This is a genomic window from Nonomuraea lactucae, assembly GCF_003313395.1.
Classification (GTDB): Bacteria; Actinomycetota; Actinomycetes; order Streptosporangiales; family Streptosporangiaceae; genus Nonomuraea; species Nonomuraea lactucae.
The window spans coordinates 14016-29528 of record NZ_QNFZ01001057.1 but is presented as its reverse complement, the minus strand read 5'-3'; the positions used below and the strand labels follow the sequence as shown (position 1 = coordinate 29528).

The following is a 15513-nucleotide window of genomic DNA, read 5'->3' as shown; positions in this document are numbered from 1 at the left end:
CGCGATCGAGGCCGCCGGTGTCGAGCCAGCCGCGTGGCGCTCCGTCCTCGCCGACCGCGAGCACCCACCGCTCGCCCGCGCGGTCGGCGCCGGCGCGCGCCTCGGCCAGGGAGGCCGACACCGGGACGGTGGCGACGGGCGTCGTGGGCACCGTGGCGAGCGAGGTGAGGGAGAGCAGCTTCAGGCCGCGCTCCGCCCCGAGGAACCCCGCCACGAAGTCGTCCGCGGGCCGCGCGAGCAGCTCGGCCGGCGGGGCGAACTGCACCAGATGCCCCCCGGTGCGGAACACCGCGATCCGGTCGCCCAGCCGCACGGCCTCGTCGATGTCGTGGGTGACGAACACGATGGTCTTGCGCAGCTCCGCCTGGAGCCTGATCAGCTCGTCCTGCAGGAGCGCGCGGACGAGGGGGTCCACGGCGCCGAACGGTTCGTCCATGAGCAGCACCGGCGGGTCGGCGGCCAGTGCCCTGGCCACGCCGACGCGCTGCTGCTGCCCGCCGGACAGCTGGTGGGGGTAGCGCGCGCCCATGGCGTCCGGCAGGCCGACCGTCTCCAGCAGCTCCGCCGCCCGGGCGCGGGCCTTCCTCCTGTCCCAGCCGAGCAGGCGGGGCACGGTGGCGATGTTGTCGAGGACGGTCCTGTGCGGGAACAGGCCGCTCTGCTGGATCACGTAGCCGATGCCGCGGCGCAGGGTGTTCTCGTCGAGGGCGGCGATGTCGTCACCGCCGACGGTGATCGTGCCGGAGGACGCCTCGATCATTCGGTTGATCATGCGCAGCGTGGTGGTCTTGCCGCAGCCGGACGAGCCGACCAGCACGGTGATGCGGCCTTCGGGGATGACCATGTCGAGCGTGTCCACGGCTGTCGTGCCGTCCGGATAGACCTTGCTGACCGCCTCGAAAGTGATCACCGGGTTTCACCTCTTGCCTCGCATGCATAATTTCATGCAGGATTAACCCTGCATAAGTTCATGTCAATAGGTCCAACCGCAATCACCGGTCAAGAGCGCGTGAAGGAGTCCTGATGGCGTCGCGGGCGATCGTGCTGGACGGGGCACGGGTAGGCCCCGCCGACATCGCCGGTCTGGCCCGCCGGCCCGGCACCGCCGTCCGGCTGGACCCCGGCGGGCTGGAGCGGGCCGCCGCGGCGCACCTGTCGGTCAAGGCGATCGTGACGCGCCGTCCGGTCTACGGGCGCAACACGGGGGTGGGGGCCAACCGCACCGAGGACGTCGCCGCGGCCGACAGCGACACCCACGGCCTGCGCCTGCTGCGCAGCCACGCGGGCGGGGTCGGCCCGCTCGCGCCGGCCGACCAGGTGCGCGCGATGCTCGCCGTACGGGCCAACCAGATCCTCGCCGGAGGGGCCGGGCTGCAGCCCGTCTTCGCCCAGGCGATGGCGGGCGCGCTCGGCTCCGGCCACCTCCCCGAGGTGCACGAGGTGGGGGCCATCGGCACCGGTGACCTGACCGCGCTGGCCGAGACCGGGCTCACCCTCATCGGCGAGCGGCCGTGGACCGACGGCCGCGGAGAGCCGCCCGCGCCCGTGACGCTGGAGTCGGGTGACGCGCTGGCGTTCATCAGCAGCGGCGCCCTCACCATCGGGCAAGCCGCGCTCGCCTGGGCCGACATCGCCGCCCTGCTGCGTGCCACCCACGTCGTCACCGCGCTGTCCCTGCTCGCGGTGGACGGCGGCAGCGAGCCGTACGACGAGGAGGTGCACGCCGCCCGGCCGCACCCCGGAAGCGTCGAGGTGGCCGCCGAGCTGCGGCGGCTGCTCGGCGGGCCGCGGCAGGCGACCGCCCGGGTGCAGGACCCGTTCGGCTACCGCTGCTTCCCGCAGGTCCACGGGCCCGCCGTGGAGGCGGCGGCGCTGACCGAGCGGGTGCTCACCGTCGAGATCAACGCGGCGGCCGAGAACCCCCTCGTACGGGCGGCCGGCGGGACCCTGCACCACCATGGGGGCTTCCACCAGGCCGCGCTGGGGCTCGCGCTCGATCACCTGCGGGTGGCGCTGCTGCACACCGCCCACCTGTCGACCGCACGGCTGGCCACTCTCGTCGAGCCGGCCCTCACCGGGCTGCGGCCCTTCCTGGCCTCGGGGGCGACGGCCAGTTCGGGCGTGATGATCCTCGAGTATTCGGCCAACTCGGCCCTGGCCGACCTGCGGGGCCTCGCCTACCCGGCCGCGCTCGGGCACGCCGTGCTGTCACGCGGGGTGGAGGAGCACGCCGGCTTCGCCTCCCAGTCGGCCCGCCAGACCCTCCGGGCCGCCGCCTCCTACCGGCTCGTCCTGGCGTGCGAGCTGGTCTCGGCCGTACGGGCGCTGCGGCAGCGCGGCGTCACCCCCGACCCCGGCACGCCGGTCGGCTCGGCGTTCGCCGTCGCGTCGGGACGGCTCGACCCGCGAACTGAGGACCGGCCGCTGAGCGGGGACGTCGAGACGGCGGCCACCCTCCTCGACACGCTGGCCACCACCTGAGACGACCACCTGAGACGACCGCTTGAGACCGGCCTGGCCGGGCCGTGGAGAGCGGGGTCAGGTCAGGGTGACCGGGAGCTCCTTGATGCCGTTGATGAAGTTCGAGCGCAGGCGCCGGGGCTCGCCCGACCGGCGCAGGCGGGGGTAGCGGCGGGCCAGTTGCTCGAAGAGGATGCGGAGCTCCAGCTTGGCCAGGTGGTTGCCCAGGCAGAAGTGGGCGCCGCCGCCTCCGAAACCGATGTGCGGGTTGGGGTCGCGGGCGACGTCGAAGACCTCGGCGTCCGGGAAGACCGAGGCGTCCCGGTTCGCCGACGAGTAGAAGACCACCACCTTGTCGTTCTCCCGGATCTCCTTGCCGCCCAGCACCAGGTCTCGGGTGGCCGTGCGGCGGAAGAGGTTCACCGGCGAGACCCAGCGGACGATCTCGTCGGCCGCCGTGCGCGCGAGCGAGGGGTCGGCCACCAGGCGGTCCCACTGCGCCGGGTGGTCGAACAGGGCGAGCATGCCGCCCGAGGCCGCGTTGCGGGTGGTCTCGTTGCCGGCGACCACCAGGAGGAGGACGAACAGGTCGAACTCGTTCTCGTCGAGCGTCTCGCCGTTCTCGTCCGGCTGGAGGAGCTTGGTGACGATGTCGTCCCTGGGGCCGGCCCGGCGTAAGGCGGCCAGTCGGTTGGCGTAGGCGTACAGCTCCATGGCCGCCGCGCTGCCGTCGTCCTCTGAGTCGCCGTAGTCGGGGTCCTGCGCGCCGATCATGCGGTTGGACCAGGAGAAGATCTTGTCGCGGTCGGAGACGGGGGCGCCGAGCAGCTCGCAGATCACGTACAGCGGCAGCGGGGCGGCCACCTCGGTGACGAAGTCGACCTCACCCGTGCACTTGCCGAGGAGGTCGTCGCAGATGTCGCGGATGTGCTGCTCGAGAGCCCCGATGGTGCGCGGCGTGAAGCCCCGGTTGACCAGCGAGCGCCGCCGCGTGTGCTCCGGCGGGTCCTGGTTCAGCATCATCAGCCGCTGCATCTCGACCTGCTCGTCCGTCGTCTCGTTGAAGATCGCGAGCCTGCGGTGCGAGGAGAACAGCTCCGAGTGCCGTGACACGTGCACGACCTCGTCGTATCGGGTGACCGCCCAGAACGCCGGCTCGCCGTCGTGCCGGTGGACGGGGTCGTTCTCGCGCAGCCAGCGGAGCTGGTCATGAGGCGGGCCCGCGCTGGCGTAGTGGTCCTGGTCGACGAGGTCTATCCGCACTGCAACCCCACCTCGGCGTTCGTGATCAAGCGCTTGGTTAAGGCATGTACTGAAACGTGTTCTATTACGCGACCGCGCCGCAGTCAACGGGTCCCGCGCGAGTGGCGGCATTCATCGGGTGTCTGCTGATCGTCAATCGCGGGGTGGAGATCGCGGGCGGCTGTGGTGAGGGAGGACGGCTCGCGGGTGTCGGGTGGGCTCCAGTCCGTGACGAGGTTCTAGGAGACCCATCCGATGACCTTCGTTGGGTGCCCTCGGGATATAGCTCCGGTGCCTGCCGTTCTCCTCCGATGTCTTTCCGTGATGATCCTGGGTGGGCAAGCGCTTGCCAGGCTGAAAGGGCGGCAAATCGGGCATGGATCCGATGTATGGGCCTCTGGAGGGTTGACATCGCCCCCGTCGGACCGCAGCATCAGACCTAGAGACATCCGATGTATAGGTGAAGGGTGCAGTGTGAAGCTGCTGCGAGTAGGACCTGTCGGGCAGGAGCGGCCGGTGGTGATGGACGGCGCCGGCAACCTGCGCGACATCGGAGAGCCCGAGATCGACGGGACTTTCCTCGCCTCCGGGGGAGTGGCGCGCGTCCGGGAGGCGCTCCAGCGTGATTCGCTGCCCGTCATCGACGCGGAGGGGCTGCGCGTCGGCGCGCCCGTCGCGCGCCCGGGGAAGATCGTCTGCATCGGGCTCAACTTCAGCGACCACGCGGCCGAGTCCGGTCTGGAGGTGCCGGCCGAACCCGTCGTGTTCATGAAGGCGTCCAACACCGTGGTCGGTCCGTACGACGAGGTGCTGGTGCCGCGCGGGAGCGTGAAGACCGACTGGGAGGTCGAGCTGGCCGTCGTCATCGGCAGGCGGGCGAGCTACCTCGGCAGCCGCGAGGAGGCGCTGGACGCCGTGGCGGGGTACGCGGTGTCCAACGACGTCTCCGAGCGGGAGTTCCAGCTGGAGCGGGGCGGGCAGTGGGACAAGGGCAAGTCGTGCGAGACGTTCAACCCGCTGGGCCCCTGGCTGGTGACCGCGGACGAGGTCGGCGACCCGCAGGACCTGGCCATGCGGGTGTGGGTGAACGGCGCACCGCGCCAGGACGGCAACAGCAAGAACATGATCTTCGATGTGGCGGAGCTCGTCAGGTATCTGAGCTGGTTCATGGTGCTCGACCCGGGAGACGTCATCAACACGGGCACTCCCGCGGGCGTCGCCATGGGCCTCCCGGGTCAGCCCTATCTGCGCGCGGGTGACGTGATGGAGCTGGAGATCGAGGGCCTCGGCCGCCAGCGCCAGATCGTGGGGCAGGCATGACGGCCCCGGACGGCCGGGAGGCCGTGGCGGCGCCGGGCGGCGTGGCGCGGCCGTACCGGATCGTGGCCATGGAGACGCACGACGTGCGCTTCCCCACCTCGCGCCAGCTCGACGGCTCCGACGCGATGAACCCCGACCCCGACTACTCGGCCGCGTACGTCGTGCTCAGGACCGACGACGGTTACTCCGGCCACGGGTTCGCGTTCACGATCGGGCGCGGCAACGACGTGCAGACCGCGGCGATCACCGCGCTGCGGCCGTACGTGATCGGCAGGGACGTCGAGGACCTCGGCGCGCTCTACAAGGAGATGGTCGGCGACTCGCAGCTGCGCTGGCTGGGCCCGGAGAAGGGCGTCATGCACATGGCGATCTCCGCCGTGGTCAACGCCCTGTGGGACCTGCGGGCCAGGCGCGAGGGCAAGCCGGTCTGGCTGCTGCTGTCGGAGATGACGCCCGAGCAGATCGTCGACCTCGTCGACTTCCGTTACCTGACCGACGCGCTGACACCGGAGCAGGCCCTGCGGATCCTGAGGCGGGCCGAGAACGGCAAGGCGGAACGGATCGCCCGGCTCAGGTCGGAGGGCTATCCCGCCTACACCACCTCGCCCGGCTGGCTCGGCTACGACGACGACAAGCTGAGGCGGCTCTGCAAGGAGGCGCTCGACCACGGATTCCGCCAGATCAAGCTCAAGGTGGGCGCCGACCTGGCCGACGACGTGCGCCGCTTCAGGGTGGCCCGCGAGGTCTGCGGGCCCGACTACCCGATCGCGGTCGACGCCAACCAGCGCTGGGACGTGGCCTCGGCCATCGAGTGGGTGAACGCGCTCAGGGACTTCAACCCGCACTGGGTCGAGGAGCCCACCAGCCCCGACGACGTGCTCGGTCACGCCGCCATAGCGGAGGGCATCCGGCCCATCGCGGTGGCCACCGGCGAGCACGTGCAGAACCGGATCGTGTTCAAGCAGCTCCTTCAGGCCGGCGCGATCTCGTACCTGCAGATCGACTCGGCCCGCGTCGGCGGCGTCAACGAGAACATCGCGATCCTGCTGCTGGCCGCCAGGTTCGGCATCCCCGTCTGCCCGCACGCCGGCGGCGTGGGGCTGTGCGAGCTGGTGCAGCACCTGTCGATGTTCGACTACGTGGCGGTCACCGGGTCCATGGAGAACCGGGTGATCGAGTACGTCGACCACCTGCACGAGCACTTTGTGGACCCGGTCGTCATCGAGAACGGCAGGTACGTCGCCCCGAGCGCGCCCGGCTTCAGCGCCGAGATGCGCGCCGAGTCGATCGCCGCCCACAGCTTCCCCGGCGGCGAGGTCTGGAAGGACGCATGAGTCTGAAAGCGATCGTGACAGGCGGCGGATCCGGCATCGGCCTCGCCACCGCGGCCCTGCTGGCCGAGCGTGGCATGGAGGTCGCCTGCCTCGACCTCAACCCGCCGGGCGAGCCGTTCACCGGGATCAAGATGGACGTCACCGACGACGCCGGCGTGCGCGCGGCCGTCGCCGAGGCGGCCGAGCGGCTCGGCGGCATCGACGTGGTCGTCAACAACGCGGGGATCGGCGCGCAGGGCACGGTCGAGGACAACCCGGACAGCGAATGGCAGAAGGTCTTCGACGTCAACGTCTTCGGCATGGTGCGGGTGTCCCGGGCGGCCCTGCCGTACCTGAGGAGATCTGAGCACGCGGCGATCGTGAACGTCTGCTCGATCGCCGCCACCGCCGGGCTGCCCGACCGGGCGCTCTACAGCGCGACCAAGGGGGCCGTGCTGTCACTGACCCTGGCGATGGCGGCCGACCACGTACGCGAGGGCATCCGCGTCAACTGCGTCAACCCCGGCACGGCGGACACCCCCTGGGTCGGCAGGCTGCTCGCGGCGGCCGACGACCCGGAGGCGGAGAGGAGGGCGCTGAACGCCAGGCAGCCGATGGGGCGGCTGGTCAGCGCCGAGGAGGTCGCCGCGGCGATCGCCTACCTGGCGGGTCCGGAGGCCGGCGCGACCACGGGCACGTCGCTCGCGGTCGACGGCGGCATGCAAGGGCTGCGGCTCCGGCCGCGGAACTGAACCGCGGAACTGAACCAGGCAAGATCAGGGCCCGGCCCGCCGGGCCAGGCCCGCCCGAGGAAGGTAGCTCCCTACGATGAAGCTCGGCCCGGCGGTCGCAGGCGCGGCCCTCATCACGATCGTCGCCGCGTGCGGCTCAAGCACACCCACAGCCGGCGAAGGGGGCGGAGGCGGCAAGGTCGGCATCGACCATCCGCGCGCCGACTCCGACTTCTGGAACTCCTACATCAAGTACGTCCCGCAGATGGCGGGCGAGCTCAAGGTCGACCTGATGCCGCCCACCAACTCGCAGAACGACGTGACCAAGCTGGTCAACAACGTCCAGGCGCTGATCGGCCAGGGCGCCAAGGCGATCGTCATGGCCCCGCAGGACACGGGCGCGATCGCCACCACGCTCCAGACCCTGGAGAACAAGAAGGTCCCCGTCGTCAGCGTGGACACCCGGCCCGACAAGGGCAAGGTCTACATGGTCGTGCGCGCGGACAACCGGGCGTACGGGACGAAGGCCTGCGAGTTCCTCGGCGAGAAGCTCGGCGGCAAGGGCAAGGTCGTCCAGTTGATGGGGGCGCTGAGCTCGATCAACGGGCGCGACCGGGCCGAGGCGTTCCGCGAGTGCATGAAGTCCAGGTTCCCGGGGATCACCGTCTTCGAGGAGCCGACGGAGTGGGAGGGCAGCAAGGCCGCCTCCATGCTGCAGACCCGCCTGGAGCAGCACCCGGACATCAAGGGCGTCTACATGCACGCGGGCGGCGTCCACCTGGCGCCGACGCTGCAGGTGCTCAAGCAGAAGAACCTGCTCGTGCCGCCGGACGACCCCAAGCACGTCTTCGTGGTCTCCAACGACGGCATCCCGCAGGAGTTCGAGGCGATCCGGAAGGGCGAGATCGACGCCACCGTGTCGCAGCCGGCCGACCTGTACGCGAAGTACGCGCTGTCCTACGCCAAGGCGGCGGTCGAGGGCAGGAGCTTCAAGCCGGGGCCGACGGACCACGACAGCACGATCATCCAGCTCCCCAACGGCCTGGAGGACCAGCTCCCGGCCCCGCTGGTGACCAAGGAGAACGTGGACGACAAGAACCTCTGGGGCAATCAGGTCAAGTAATGAAATATCACGTTGAAGCTCGGAACGTTGTGAAGCGCTTCGGTCCGACCGTGGCGCTCGACGGGGCGGGCATCGCGATCGCGCCGGGTGAGACCCACGCCCTCGTCGGCCGCAACGGCGCGGGCAAGTCCACCCTCGTGTCGATCCTTACCGGGCTCCAGCGGCAGGACGAGGGCGAGGTGCTGTTCGCCGGGGAGGCGGCGCCCGCCCTCGCCGACCGCGACGCCTGGCGGCAGCGGGTGGCGTGCGTCTACCAGAAGTCCACGATCATCCCGGCCCTCACGGTCGCGGAGAACCTCTTCCTCAACCGCCAGACCGGCCGCGGGCCGATCAACTGGCGGCGGCTGCGGGCCAGGGCCCGAGAGGTGCTGGCCACGTACGAGGTGGACGTGGACGCCGAGGCGCTCACCGGCGACCTGGGCGTCGAGCAGCGGCAGCTTCTGGAGATCGCCCGCGCGCTGTCGTTCGGCGCCAGGTTCATCATCCTCGACGAGCCGACGGCCCGGCTGGACGGCCCCGCCATCGACCGCCTGTTCGCCCGCATGCGCGCGCTGCGCGAGCAGGGCGTGACGATGATGTACATCTCCCACCACCTGGACGAGGTGTACGAGATCTGCCAGAGCGTCACGGTCTTCCGCGACGCCCGGCACGTCCTCACCAGGCCGGTCGCCGGGTTCCCGCACGACGAGCTGGTCTCCGCCATGACGGGCGAGGCCGGTCGGCGTCCGGCCGCGTACGAGTCGCGCGCCCGGACGCCGGCCGGCCGGGTCGTGCTGTCGGGAGCGAGGCTGTCGCTGGCCGGCCGCTACCGGGACGTCGACATATCCGTGAGGTCGGGCGAGGTCGTGGGCCTGGCCGGCTCCGGCAGCAGCGGCAAGGTCCGCCTGGCCGAGACCCTGGTCGGCCTCCGCAGGGCCGACTCGGGCACCGTGACCGTCAACGGCACCCGGGTGAGGCCGGGCGACGTCCCCTCCGCGCTCCGCGCCGGCCTCGGCTTCGTCCCCGAGGACCGCCACCACGAGGGCTTCGTCCCCCTGCTGTCCGTGGCCGAGAACGCCACGATCCCGATCGCCCACAAGCTCGGCCGGTTCGGCACCGTCTCGCCCGCCAGGCGGCGGGCCAGGGCGCTGCGGATGATCGAGGACCTGCACATCAAGACCGAAGGCCCCGAACAGCCCGTCGGCGACCTGTCCGGCGGCAACGCGCAGAAGGTGGTCTTCGCGCGGGCGCTGGTCGACGACCCGTCCGCGCTCGTGGTGATCAACCCGACGGCGGGCGTGGACGTCAGGGCCAGGCAGGCCCTGCTCGGCGCCGTGGAGGAGGCCGTCGAGCGGGGCGCGGGCGCCGTGCTGGTCTCCGACGAGCTCGACGACCTGCGCATCTGCGACAGGGTTCTGGTGATGTTCCACGGCAGGGTGGTGAGGGACGTGCCGCGCGGGTGGACCGACCACGAGCTCGTGGCCGTGATGGAAGGCATTCGACAGTGACGACACTGACTGCGCCCACCCCTCGGGTGCGGCTCGCCAGGTTCCGGGACCTGACCCTCGTCCCGGTGATCGTGATCCTGCTCGTCGTGGGCGCGTTCCTGGACCCGATCTTCCTGACGCCGGGCAACCTCACCAACGTGCTCCAGCAGCAGGCGTCGATCTCCCTGCTCGTGCTGGCCGAGGCGCTGATCCTGATCTCCGGCAAGTTCGACCTGTCGCTGGAGTCGACGGTCGGCATGGCCCCGGCCATCGCGGTGATGCTGGTGGTCCCGGCGTCGGCGGGCGGGTTCGGCATCGGGCTGCCGGGCGCGCTGGTGATCCCGTTCTGCCTGCTCGTCGGCGCGGCGATCGGAGCCTTCAACGGGTTCCTGATCATCAAGTTCCAGCTGTCGGCGTTCATCGTCACGCTGGCCATGCTGATCATCGTCCACGGGTTGCAGCTCGGCCCCACCGAGGGCAAGACGCTGTTCCAGCTCCCCGACTCGATCCTCTACCTGGGCAGCGCCGTGTGGCTCGGCCTGCCGGCGGCCGTCTGGATCGCGGGCGCGCTGTTCGCCGCGGGCATCGCCGGGCTGGCCTACTTCCGCGTCGGCCGTTCCATGTACGCCATCGGCGGCAACACCGACGCCGCCCGCGCCGCCGGCATCCGGGTGGACCGGGTGCTGTGGGGCGTGTTCATCCTGGGCGGCACGCTGGCGGCGCTGGCCGGCGTCCTGGAGACCGGCCGCCTGGGCGCGATCGGCTCCAACCAGGGCGTGGGCTGGATCTTCATGGTGTTCGCCGCGGCGGTCATCGGCGGCGTCAGCATGGACGGCGGCAAGGGCACCATCCTCGGCGCTCTCACCGGCGTGCTCGTGATCGGCCTCGTGCAGAACCTCCTCACCCTCAAGGGCGTCTCCGGCTTCTGGCAGCCGGTCGTCTACGGTGGCATCATCCTGATCGCCCTCATGATCAGCCGGATCGCGGGCGGAAAGGCACAGGACTGATGGAACGGCTGGCGCTGCGCACCCGGCTCAGACCCGGCTGCGAGGAAACCTACGACGCCGAGCACGCGCGGATCCCGGCCGAACTGGAGCAGGCGATGCGCGCGCACGGGGTGCACTCCTGGCGCATCTTCCGCGACGGCCTGGATCTGTTCCACTTCGTCGAGGTGGACGACTACGCGGCCCTCCAGGCGGCGCTGCGCGACGACCCGGCCGACCAGGCGTGGCAGGCGCGGATGAACCGGCTGCTCGACGGCGACTTCGACAAGGACTCCGGCGGCCTGCTCCTGGTCTGGGAGATGACGTGACGGGTCCGGGGGACGGCGTGACGGGTCCGGGGGACGGCGTGACGCGTCCGGGGGACGGCGTGACGGATCCGGGGGACGGCGTGACGGATCCGGGAGATGGCGGGACGCCTCCGGAGCTGCCACGCCACGGGCTCGGCACAGCGCCGATCGCCGGGCTGTACGAGGCCGTCGGCGAGGAGCAGGCCCGCGCGACGATCGACGCCGCCTGGTCGCACGGGGTCCGGCTGTTCGACACGGCGCCGCACTACGGGCTCGGCCTCTCCGAGCGCCGGCTCGGGGCCGCGCTCGCCGGCCGTACCGGCTACGTGCTGTCCACCAAGGTCGGCCGCCTGCTCCGGCCGTCAGGCCGGGCGGGCCGGCCGGGCGCGCGCGACGACCAGGGCTTCGACGTGCCCGCCGACCACGAGCGGGTGTGGGACTTCTCGCGTGACGGCGTGCGGAGGTCCCTGGAGGACTCGCTGGCCCGGCTCGGGCTGCCCCGCGTGGACATCGCCCTCATCCACGATCCGGACGACCACATGGAGGAGGCGCTCGCGCGGGCGTATCCGGCGCTGGCCGAGCTGCGGGAGCAGGGCGTCGTCGGGGCCATCGGGGTCGGCATGAACCAGTGGCGGGCTCCCCTGCGCTTCGTCCAGGAGACCGGCATCGACGTGGTCATGCTCGCCGGCCGCTACACGGTGATCGACCAGTCGGGCCTGCCCCTGCTGGACGCCTGCCTGGAGCGGGGCGTGCGGGTGCTGGCGGCGGGCGTCTTCAACAGCGGCCTGCTGGCGACGTCCCCGCCGTCGGGCACGTTCGACTACCGGCCCGCACCGGCCGCCGTCCTGGAACGGGCCCGGCGCGTCGCCGCGGTCTGCGAGGCGCACGGCGTGGCGCTGCCGCAGGCGGCGATGGCGTTCCCGCTGCGTCACCCGGCGATCGCCTCGGTCGTCGTGGGCGCCCGATCACCGGAGGAGGTGGCCGCCAACGCGGCCCTCCAGCGGCGCCCGGTCCCCGCGGACCTCTGGGCGGAACTGGAGGCGGAGGGCCTGCTGCCTCAGTCGGAGAAGGCGTAGGCGCCCCCCGATCCGGCACCGGGTGCGCGGCGCGTGCGCGCCGGTGGCCGGGCGGGCCGCCCTGTCAGCCGGGCAGGGAGCCCTCCTCGGGCATCGCCTCACGCCCCAGATCGGCCCGGCTGCTCGCCCTGACCCGCCGCCGCACGGCGAGGCCGAAGGCGGCGACGACGAGCCCGGCCACCCCGGCGGCCACGAACGGGCCCGCGGGCCGCCACGTGTCGTAGAGCACCCCGCCCAGCGCCGAGAGGATCATGATCCCGGCGGCCCCGCAGAGCGTGTGCACGCCGAACGCCGAGCCGCGCACCTCGGCGGGCACCTGCTGGGCGAGCAGCGGGCCCGCGGTGGTGATGCCGGCGATCTCCCCGACCCCGATCAGCACGGCGACGATCATCATGTCGGCGCCGAGGGGATCGGTGACGAACAGCGTCGAGAGGTACGCGCACGCCGCGACGAGCTGCGCCACGATCACCAGGTCCTGGCGCCGCATCCGGTCGCCGAGCCAGCCGAACAGGGGCGCGCACGCCAGCGCGACCATCTGTGACACACCCACCACGGCACCTGCTCTGGCCAGCGCCTCCGCGCCCGACAGCCCGCGTTCGGTGGTGGCGTGATCGGTGATCCACAGAGTCATGAAGCCCACGACGATGGCGAGGTCGGCGCGGGCCACGAAGGAGGCGGCGTAGGACAGGGCGACCCCCGGGTCGCGGACGAGGACCAGCCCCTCCCGCGCCAGGCGGGGCAGCGACGCGTGCTCGGGGGAGGCCCCGTCCGCCTTCGCCGGGGACAGGCCCAGCCACAGCAGGCCGGCCACGACCAGGATGCCGCCCGCGATGATCAGGAACGAGACGCGCGTCGCCGCCACGGGCTCCAGCCCCTGGGCCTCCATGGTCCGTGGCAGCCTGACCAGGACCAGCACGGCCACCAGTGCCCCGAGGCCGCCGAAGACGCCGACGAGCCCGTACGACTTCCCGCGCGAGCGCGTGCGCACGTAGTCGATCGCGATCGTCGACATCATGGCGTTCAGCGCGGCCACCCCCAGCCCGAACACCACGCGCAGCGCGACCAGGACCGCGGTGTTGCCGGCGAAGGGGAACAGCGCGATGCCGAGCGCGCACAGGAGCAGGCCGACAAGGACGATGAGCCGCCGGCCGAACCGGTCGCTCAGCGCCCCGTACCAGGCGAGGCTGAGGATCATCGCCAGTTCGGCGGCGAACCCCAGCAGCCCGACGACCGTTCCCTGGGCGGACTCCGGCACGCCGAGGATCGTCGTGAGGATGTGCGGCTGGGTGGACGGCAGGAAGGAGATCACCGCGGTGCCGGCCGTCGCGAAGGACAGCAGGGCCCACATGTTTCCTCGGGTGACGCCGTCGGCGAGCTGAGCGCCCAGCACACGGCGCGTGGGGGGAGCGGCCATGGGAAGATCATGGCACTGTGTCCTGTCGAGCACGAGGATTACCCGTATATACGGATAATCACGCTTCGTTGTTAAGATCGTCGTGTGAGGCCCACCAGTGGAGACGAGATGAACCCGGCCCTGATCGGCGTCGGCTTCAACGCGTCCATTCCCAACGCCGCCCGCATGTACGACTACTTCCTGGGGGGCAAGGACCACCTTCCGGTCGACCGGGAGGCCGCCGACCGCGCGCTGAAGCTCGTCCCTGAGATCCCGATCGGCATCCGGGAGAACCGGCGTTTCCTGTCCCGCGCCATGCGGTTCCTCGCCGACCAGGGCATCCGGCAGTTCCTCGACATCGGCGCCGGCCTGCCGACGCAGGACAATGTGCACCAGCTCGCGGCGCGGTTCGCGCCGGGAGGGCGCACCGTGTACGTCGACAACGACCCCCAGGTGCTCGTCCACGCCAGGGCGCTGCTGCAGAAGAGCCCGGAGGTGCTGGCCGCGCAGGGCGACCTGCGGCGGCCGGAGGAGATCCTGGCGGACCCCGCCATCCGCCGGCACCTCGACTTCGACCGGCCGGTCGCGGTCCTCCTCCTCGCGATCCTCCACTTCATCCCGGACGGCGACGACCCCGTCGGCATCGTCGCCCGGATCCGCGAAGCGCTCCCCCCGGGCAGCTACATCGTGATCTCCCACGTGGCGGTCGACGAACGGCCGCAGGTGGCGCCCGACGTGGAGCGCGTGTACGACAACGCCTCGGCGCGGTTCGTCGCGAGGATGTCCAGCGAGATCGCGCCCATGTTCGACGGGCTGGAGCTGGTCGAGCCCGGCCTGGTCAACCTCCACGAGTGGCGGATGGACGTACCCGTCACCGACCCGGTCTTCGCCCGGGTGGACAACTACTTCATGTGCGGAATCGGCCGGGTCGGGTGAGCCCGCCGCGGCCGCGCCGGGATCGCCGCGGAACCCCTCAGCGCCGGCTCCGTCGCGTCCTCGCCGTATCGGACGGTACGAAGATCCACGCCTTGGACCTGCCCGGCTCGTAGGGGGAGTCCAGGCGTTTGGCCACGATCCCGGGCAGGCCCTGGTCTCGGGCCGCCCGCCGTACCGGTGCGGCCTGGCCGGGCCACGAGGGCGCGGTCTGCCAGCGGGCGGCCGACAGGCCGAGGGCCTCCAGCGCCGCGCGGCGCGCGGGGTACGGCTCGGCCACCAGCGGGCGGCCGTCGTCGTAGAGGAGGTCGTAGCAGACCAGCACCTCGGCGCCCGCCAGCGTGACGACCTCCCCGTCCAGGACCGCGCTGCGGCTGCCGAAGGAGGCGGCGAGCGGCCGGAGCCAGGGGTGCTCCCGGGCGGCGTCCGTGCGTCCGCCGTCGATCGGCACCAGGGTCCGCCGGCCGCCCCAGGCGAACTCGAACGCGTACTTCTCTTCGTCGCGCGGCGGCCGGGCCCGCTCCACCGGCAGCATGGGCTCCAGCGGGGGGAACGGGTCGCGCGCCGGGGCGTCCATGCGGTGGATCATCCAGTTCTTGCCGTTCGTCTGGAAGAGGACGAAGCGGCCCGAAGCCCGCGAGCCGTGCAGCACCACCTTGACCTCGCGGTCCGACCACTTCTCCGTCTCGTACGTGCCGCTGTCCCAGAGCGTCATCGTGCCGCCGCCGTACTCGCCCCGCGGGATCTCGCCGTGGAAGGTGAGGTACTCCATCGGATGGTCCTCGGTCCGCACGGCCAGGTGGTTCACGGCGGGGTCCGGGGGCAGGCCCTTGGGGATCGCCCACGACGCGAGCACGCCGTCGCGCTCCAGCCGCAGGTCCCAGTGCAGCGACCGGGCGTGGTGCTCCTGGATCACGAAGGCGTCGCCGTCACGTGGCTCGGGCGCCTCCGCGGGGACGGGCTCGGGGGTACGGCTGGGGTCGCGCTTGCTCCGATACTGCTCGAGTCTGTCGGCCACACAGGCGTCCTACCCCGTCAGGCGTTCCCATCGCCTACGGGCCGGACCAGCGGGGGTGGGCGACCAAAGTCGGGGTGGCCGCTACTTTCGGCCGACGAACGGCCGCCCGACCGGGGGCTACGTTGGCAGCGGCACGCCCCGCCCGGT

Annotated in this window: 14 protein-coding genes; 10 read left to right on the top strand and 4 right to left on the bottom strand. The window is 71.7% G+C overall.

The genetic code is table 11. The features are described from left to right. Nucleotides 1–910: ABC transporter ATP-binding protein (locus DQW85_RS41520; RefSeq protein WP_162795793.1), on the bottom strand; the 910-nt coding region annotated here is incomplete at its 3' end. Nucleotides 911–1023: 113 nt separating this feature from the next. On the opposite strand from DQW85_RS41520, the gene DQW85_RS41515 reads away from it, so the two are divergent. Continuing rightward, a complete protein-coding gene (locus DQW85_RS41515; RefSeq protein ID WP_113705217.1) occupies nt 1024–2481 on the top strand; it encodes an aromatic amino acid ammonia-lyase in 1458 nt (485 codons plus the stop codon). Nucleotides 2482–2538: 57 nt separating this feature from the next. Here DQW85_RS41515 and DQW85_RS41510 read toward each other — a convergent pair whose 3' ends face one another. Next, nucleotides 2539–3723: a cytochrome P450 gene (locus DQW85_RS41510; RefSeq protein WP_205315807.1), complete on the bottom strand. Its 1185-nt coding sequence runs from the start codon at nt 3721–3723 to the stop codon at nt 2539–2541. 453 nt (nt 3724–4176) lie between these two features. Between DQW85_RS41510 and DQW85_RS41505 the strand changes: the two genes are divergently transcribed. The 8 genes from DQW85_RS41505 to DQW85_RS41470 all read left to right on the top strand — a co-directional run bounded on the left by DQW85_RS41505 (nt 4177) and on the right by DQW85_RS41470 (nt 12022). Continuing rightward, nucleotides 4177–5022, top strand: a complete 846-nt coding sequence (locus DQW85_RS41505) for a fumarylacetoacetate hydrolase family protein (protein WP_113705215.1) — start codon at nt 4177–4179, stop codon at nt 5020–5022. After that, nucleotides 5019–6356: an L-fuconate dehydratase gene (locus tag DQW85_RS41500; RefSeq protein WP_113705214.1), complete on the top strand. Its 1338-nt coding sequence runs from the start codon at nt 5019–5021 to the stop codon at nt 6354–6356. Before DQW85_RS41505 ends, DQW85_RS41500 begins: the two co-directional genes overlap by 4 nt. Next, on the top strand, nt 6353–7087 hold the full coding sequence (locus DQW85_RS41495; protein WP_113705213.1) for an SDR family NAD(P)-dependent oxidoreductase: 735 nt from the start codon (nt 6353–6355) through the stop codon (nt 7085–7087). The genes DQW85_RS41500 and DQW85_RS41495 overlap by 4 nt, the downstream gene beginning before the upstream one ends. A gap of 76 nt (nt 7088–7163) precedes the next feature. Beyond that, nucleotides 7164–8189: a sugar ABC transporter substrate-binding protein gene (locus tag DQW85_RS41490; RefSeq protein ID WP_113705212.1), complete on the top strand. Its 1026-nt coding sequence runs from the start codon at nt 7164–7166 to the stop codon at nt 8187–8189. Between the two features lie 29 nt (nt 8190–8218). Beyond that, complete coding sequence (locus DQW85_RS41485; protein WP_240197766.1) at nt 8219–9676, top strand: sugar ABC transporter ATP-binding protein; 1458 nt, start codon at nt 8219–8221, stop codon at nt 9674–9676. Further along, the gene (locus DQW85_RS41480; protein ID WP_240197765.1) at nt 9673–10662 is read left to right on the top strand and encodes an ABC transporter permease; all 990 of its coding nucleotides are present in this window, start codon (nt 9673–9675) and stop codon (nt 10660–10662) included. The genes DQW85_RS41485 and DQW85_RS41480 overlap by 4 nt, the downstream gene beginning before the upstream one ends. Continuing rightward, entirely contained in the window at nt 10662–10967 is a 306-nt protein-coding gene (locus DQW85_RS41475) for an L-rhamnose mutarotase (RefSeq protein WP_113705210.1), read from the top strand. The genes DQW85_RS41480 and DQW85_RS41475 overlap by 1 nt, the downstream gene beginning before the upstream one ends. Continuing rightward, entirely contained in the window at nt 10964–12022 is a 1059-nt protein-coding gene (locus DQW85_RS41470; protein WP_240197764.1) for an aldo/keto reductase, read from the top strand. Before DQW85_RS41475 ends, DQW85_RS41470 begins: the two co-directional genes overlap by 4 nt. A 64-nt stretch (nt 12023–12086) precedes the next feature. Here the strand turns inward: DQW85_RS41470 and DQW85_RS41465 are convergent, their stop codons facing one another. After that, a complete protein-coding gene (locus DQW85_RS41465; RefSeq protein WP_113705209.1) occupies nt 12087–13436 on the bottom strand; it encodes an MFS transporter in 1350 nt (449 codons plus the stop codon). Between the two features lie 84 nt (nt 13437–13520). Here DQW85_RS41465 and DQW85_RS41460 point away from each other — a divergent pair, with 84 nt between their 5' ends. Then, complete coding sequence (locus tag DQW85_RS41460) at nt 13521–14351, top strand: SAM-dependent methyltransferase (protein WP_240197763.1); 831 nt, start codon at nt 13521–13523, stop codon at nt 14349–14351. 37 nt (nt 14352–14388) lie between these two features. On the opposite strand, the gene DQW85_RS41455 is transcribed toward DQW85_RS41460, so the two are convergent. Beyond that, a complete protein-coding gene (locus tag DQW85_RS41455) occupies nt 14389–15366 on the bottom strand; it encodes a DNA polymerase ligase N-terminal domain-containing protein (protein ID WP_113705207.1) in 978 nt (325 codons plus the stop codon). Nucleotides 15367–15513: the final 147 nt, after the last annotated feature.

Excerpts from the sequence above, each read along its gene's own strand:
- DQW85_RS41515 (WP_113705217.1), top strand. The coding sequence starts at position 1,024 with ATGGCGTCGCGGGCGATCGTGCTGGACGGGGCACGGGTAGGCCCCGCC.
- DQW85_RS41475 (WP_113705210.1), top strand. The coding sequence starts at position 10,662 with ATGGAACGGCTGGCGCTGCGCACCCGGCTCAGACCCGGCTGCGAGGAA.
- DQW85_RS41465 (WP_113705209.1), bottom strand. The coding sequence starts at position 13,436 with ATGGCCGCTCCCCCCACGCGCCGTGTGCTGGGCGCTCAGCTCGCCGAC.
- DQW85_RS41490 (WP_113705212.1), top strand. The coding sequence starts at position 7,164 with ATGAAGCTCGGCCCGGCGGTCGCAGGCGCGGCCCTCATCACGATCGTC.
- DQW85_RS41495 (WP_113705213.1), top strand. The coding sequence starts at position 6,353 with ATGAGTCTGAAAGCGATCGTGACAGGCGGCGGATCCGGCATCGGCCTC.
- DQW85_RS41500 (WP_113705214.1), top strand. The coding sequence starts at position 5,019 with ATGACGGCCCCGGACGGCCGGGAGGCCGTGGCGGCGCCGGGCGGCGTG.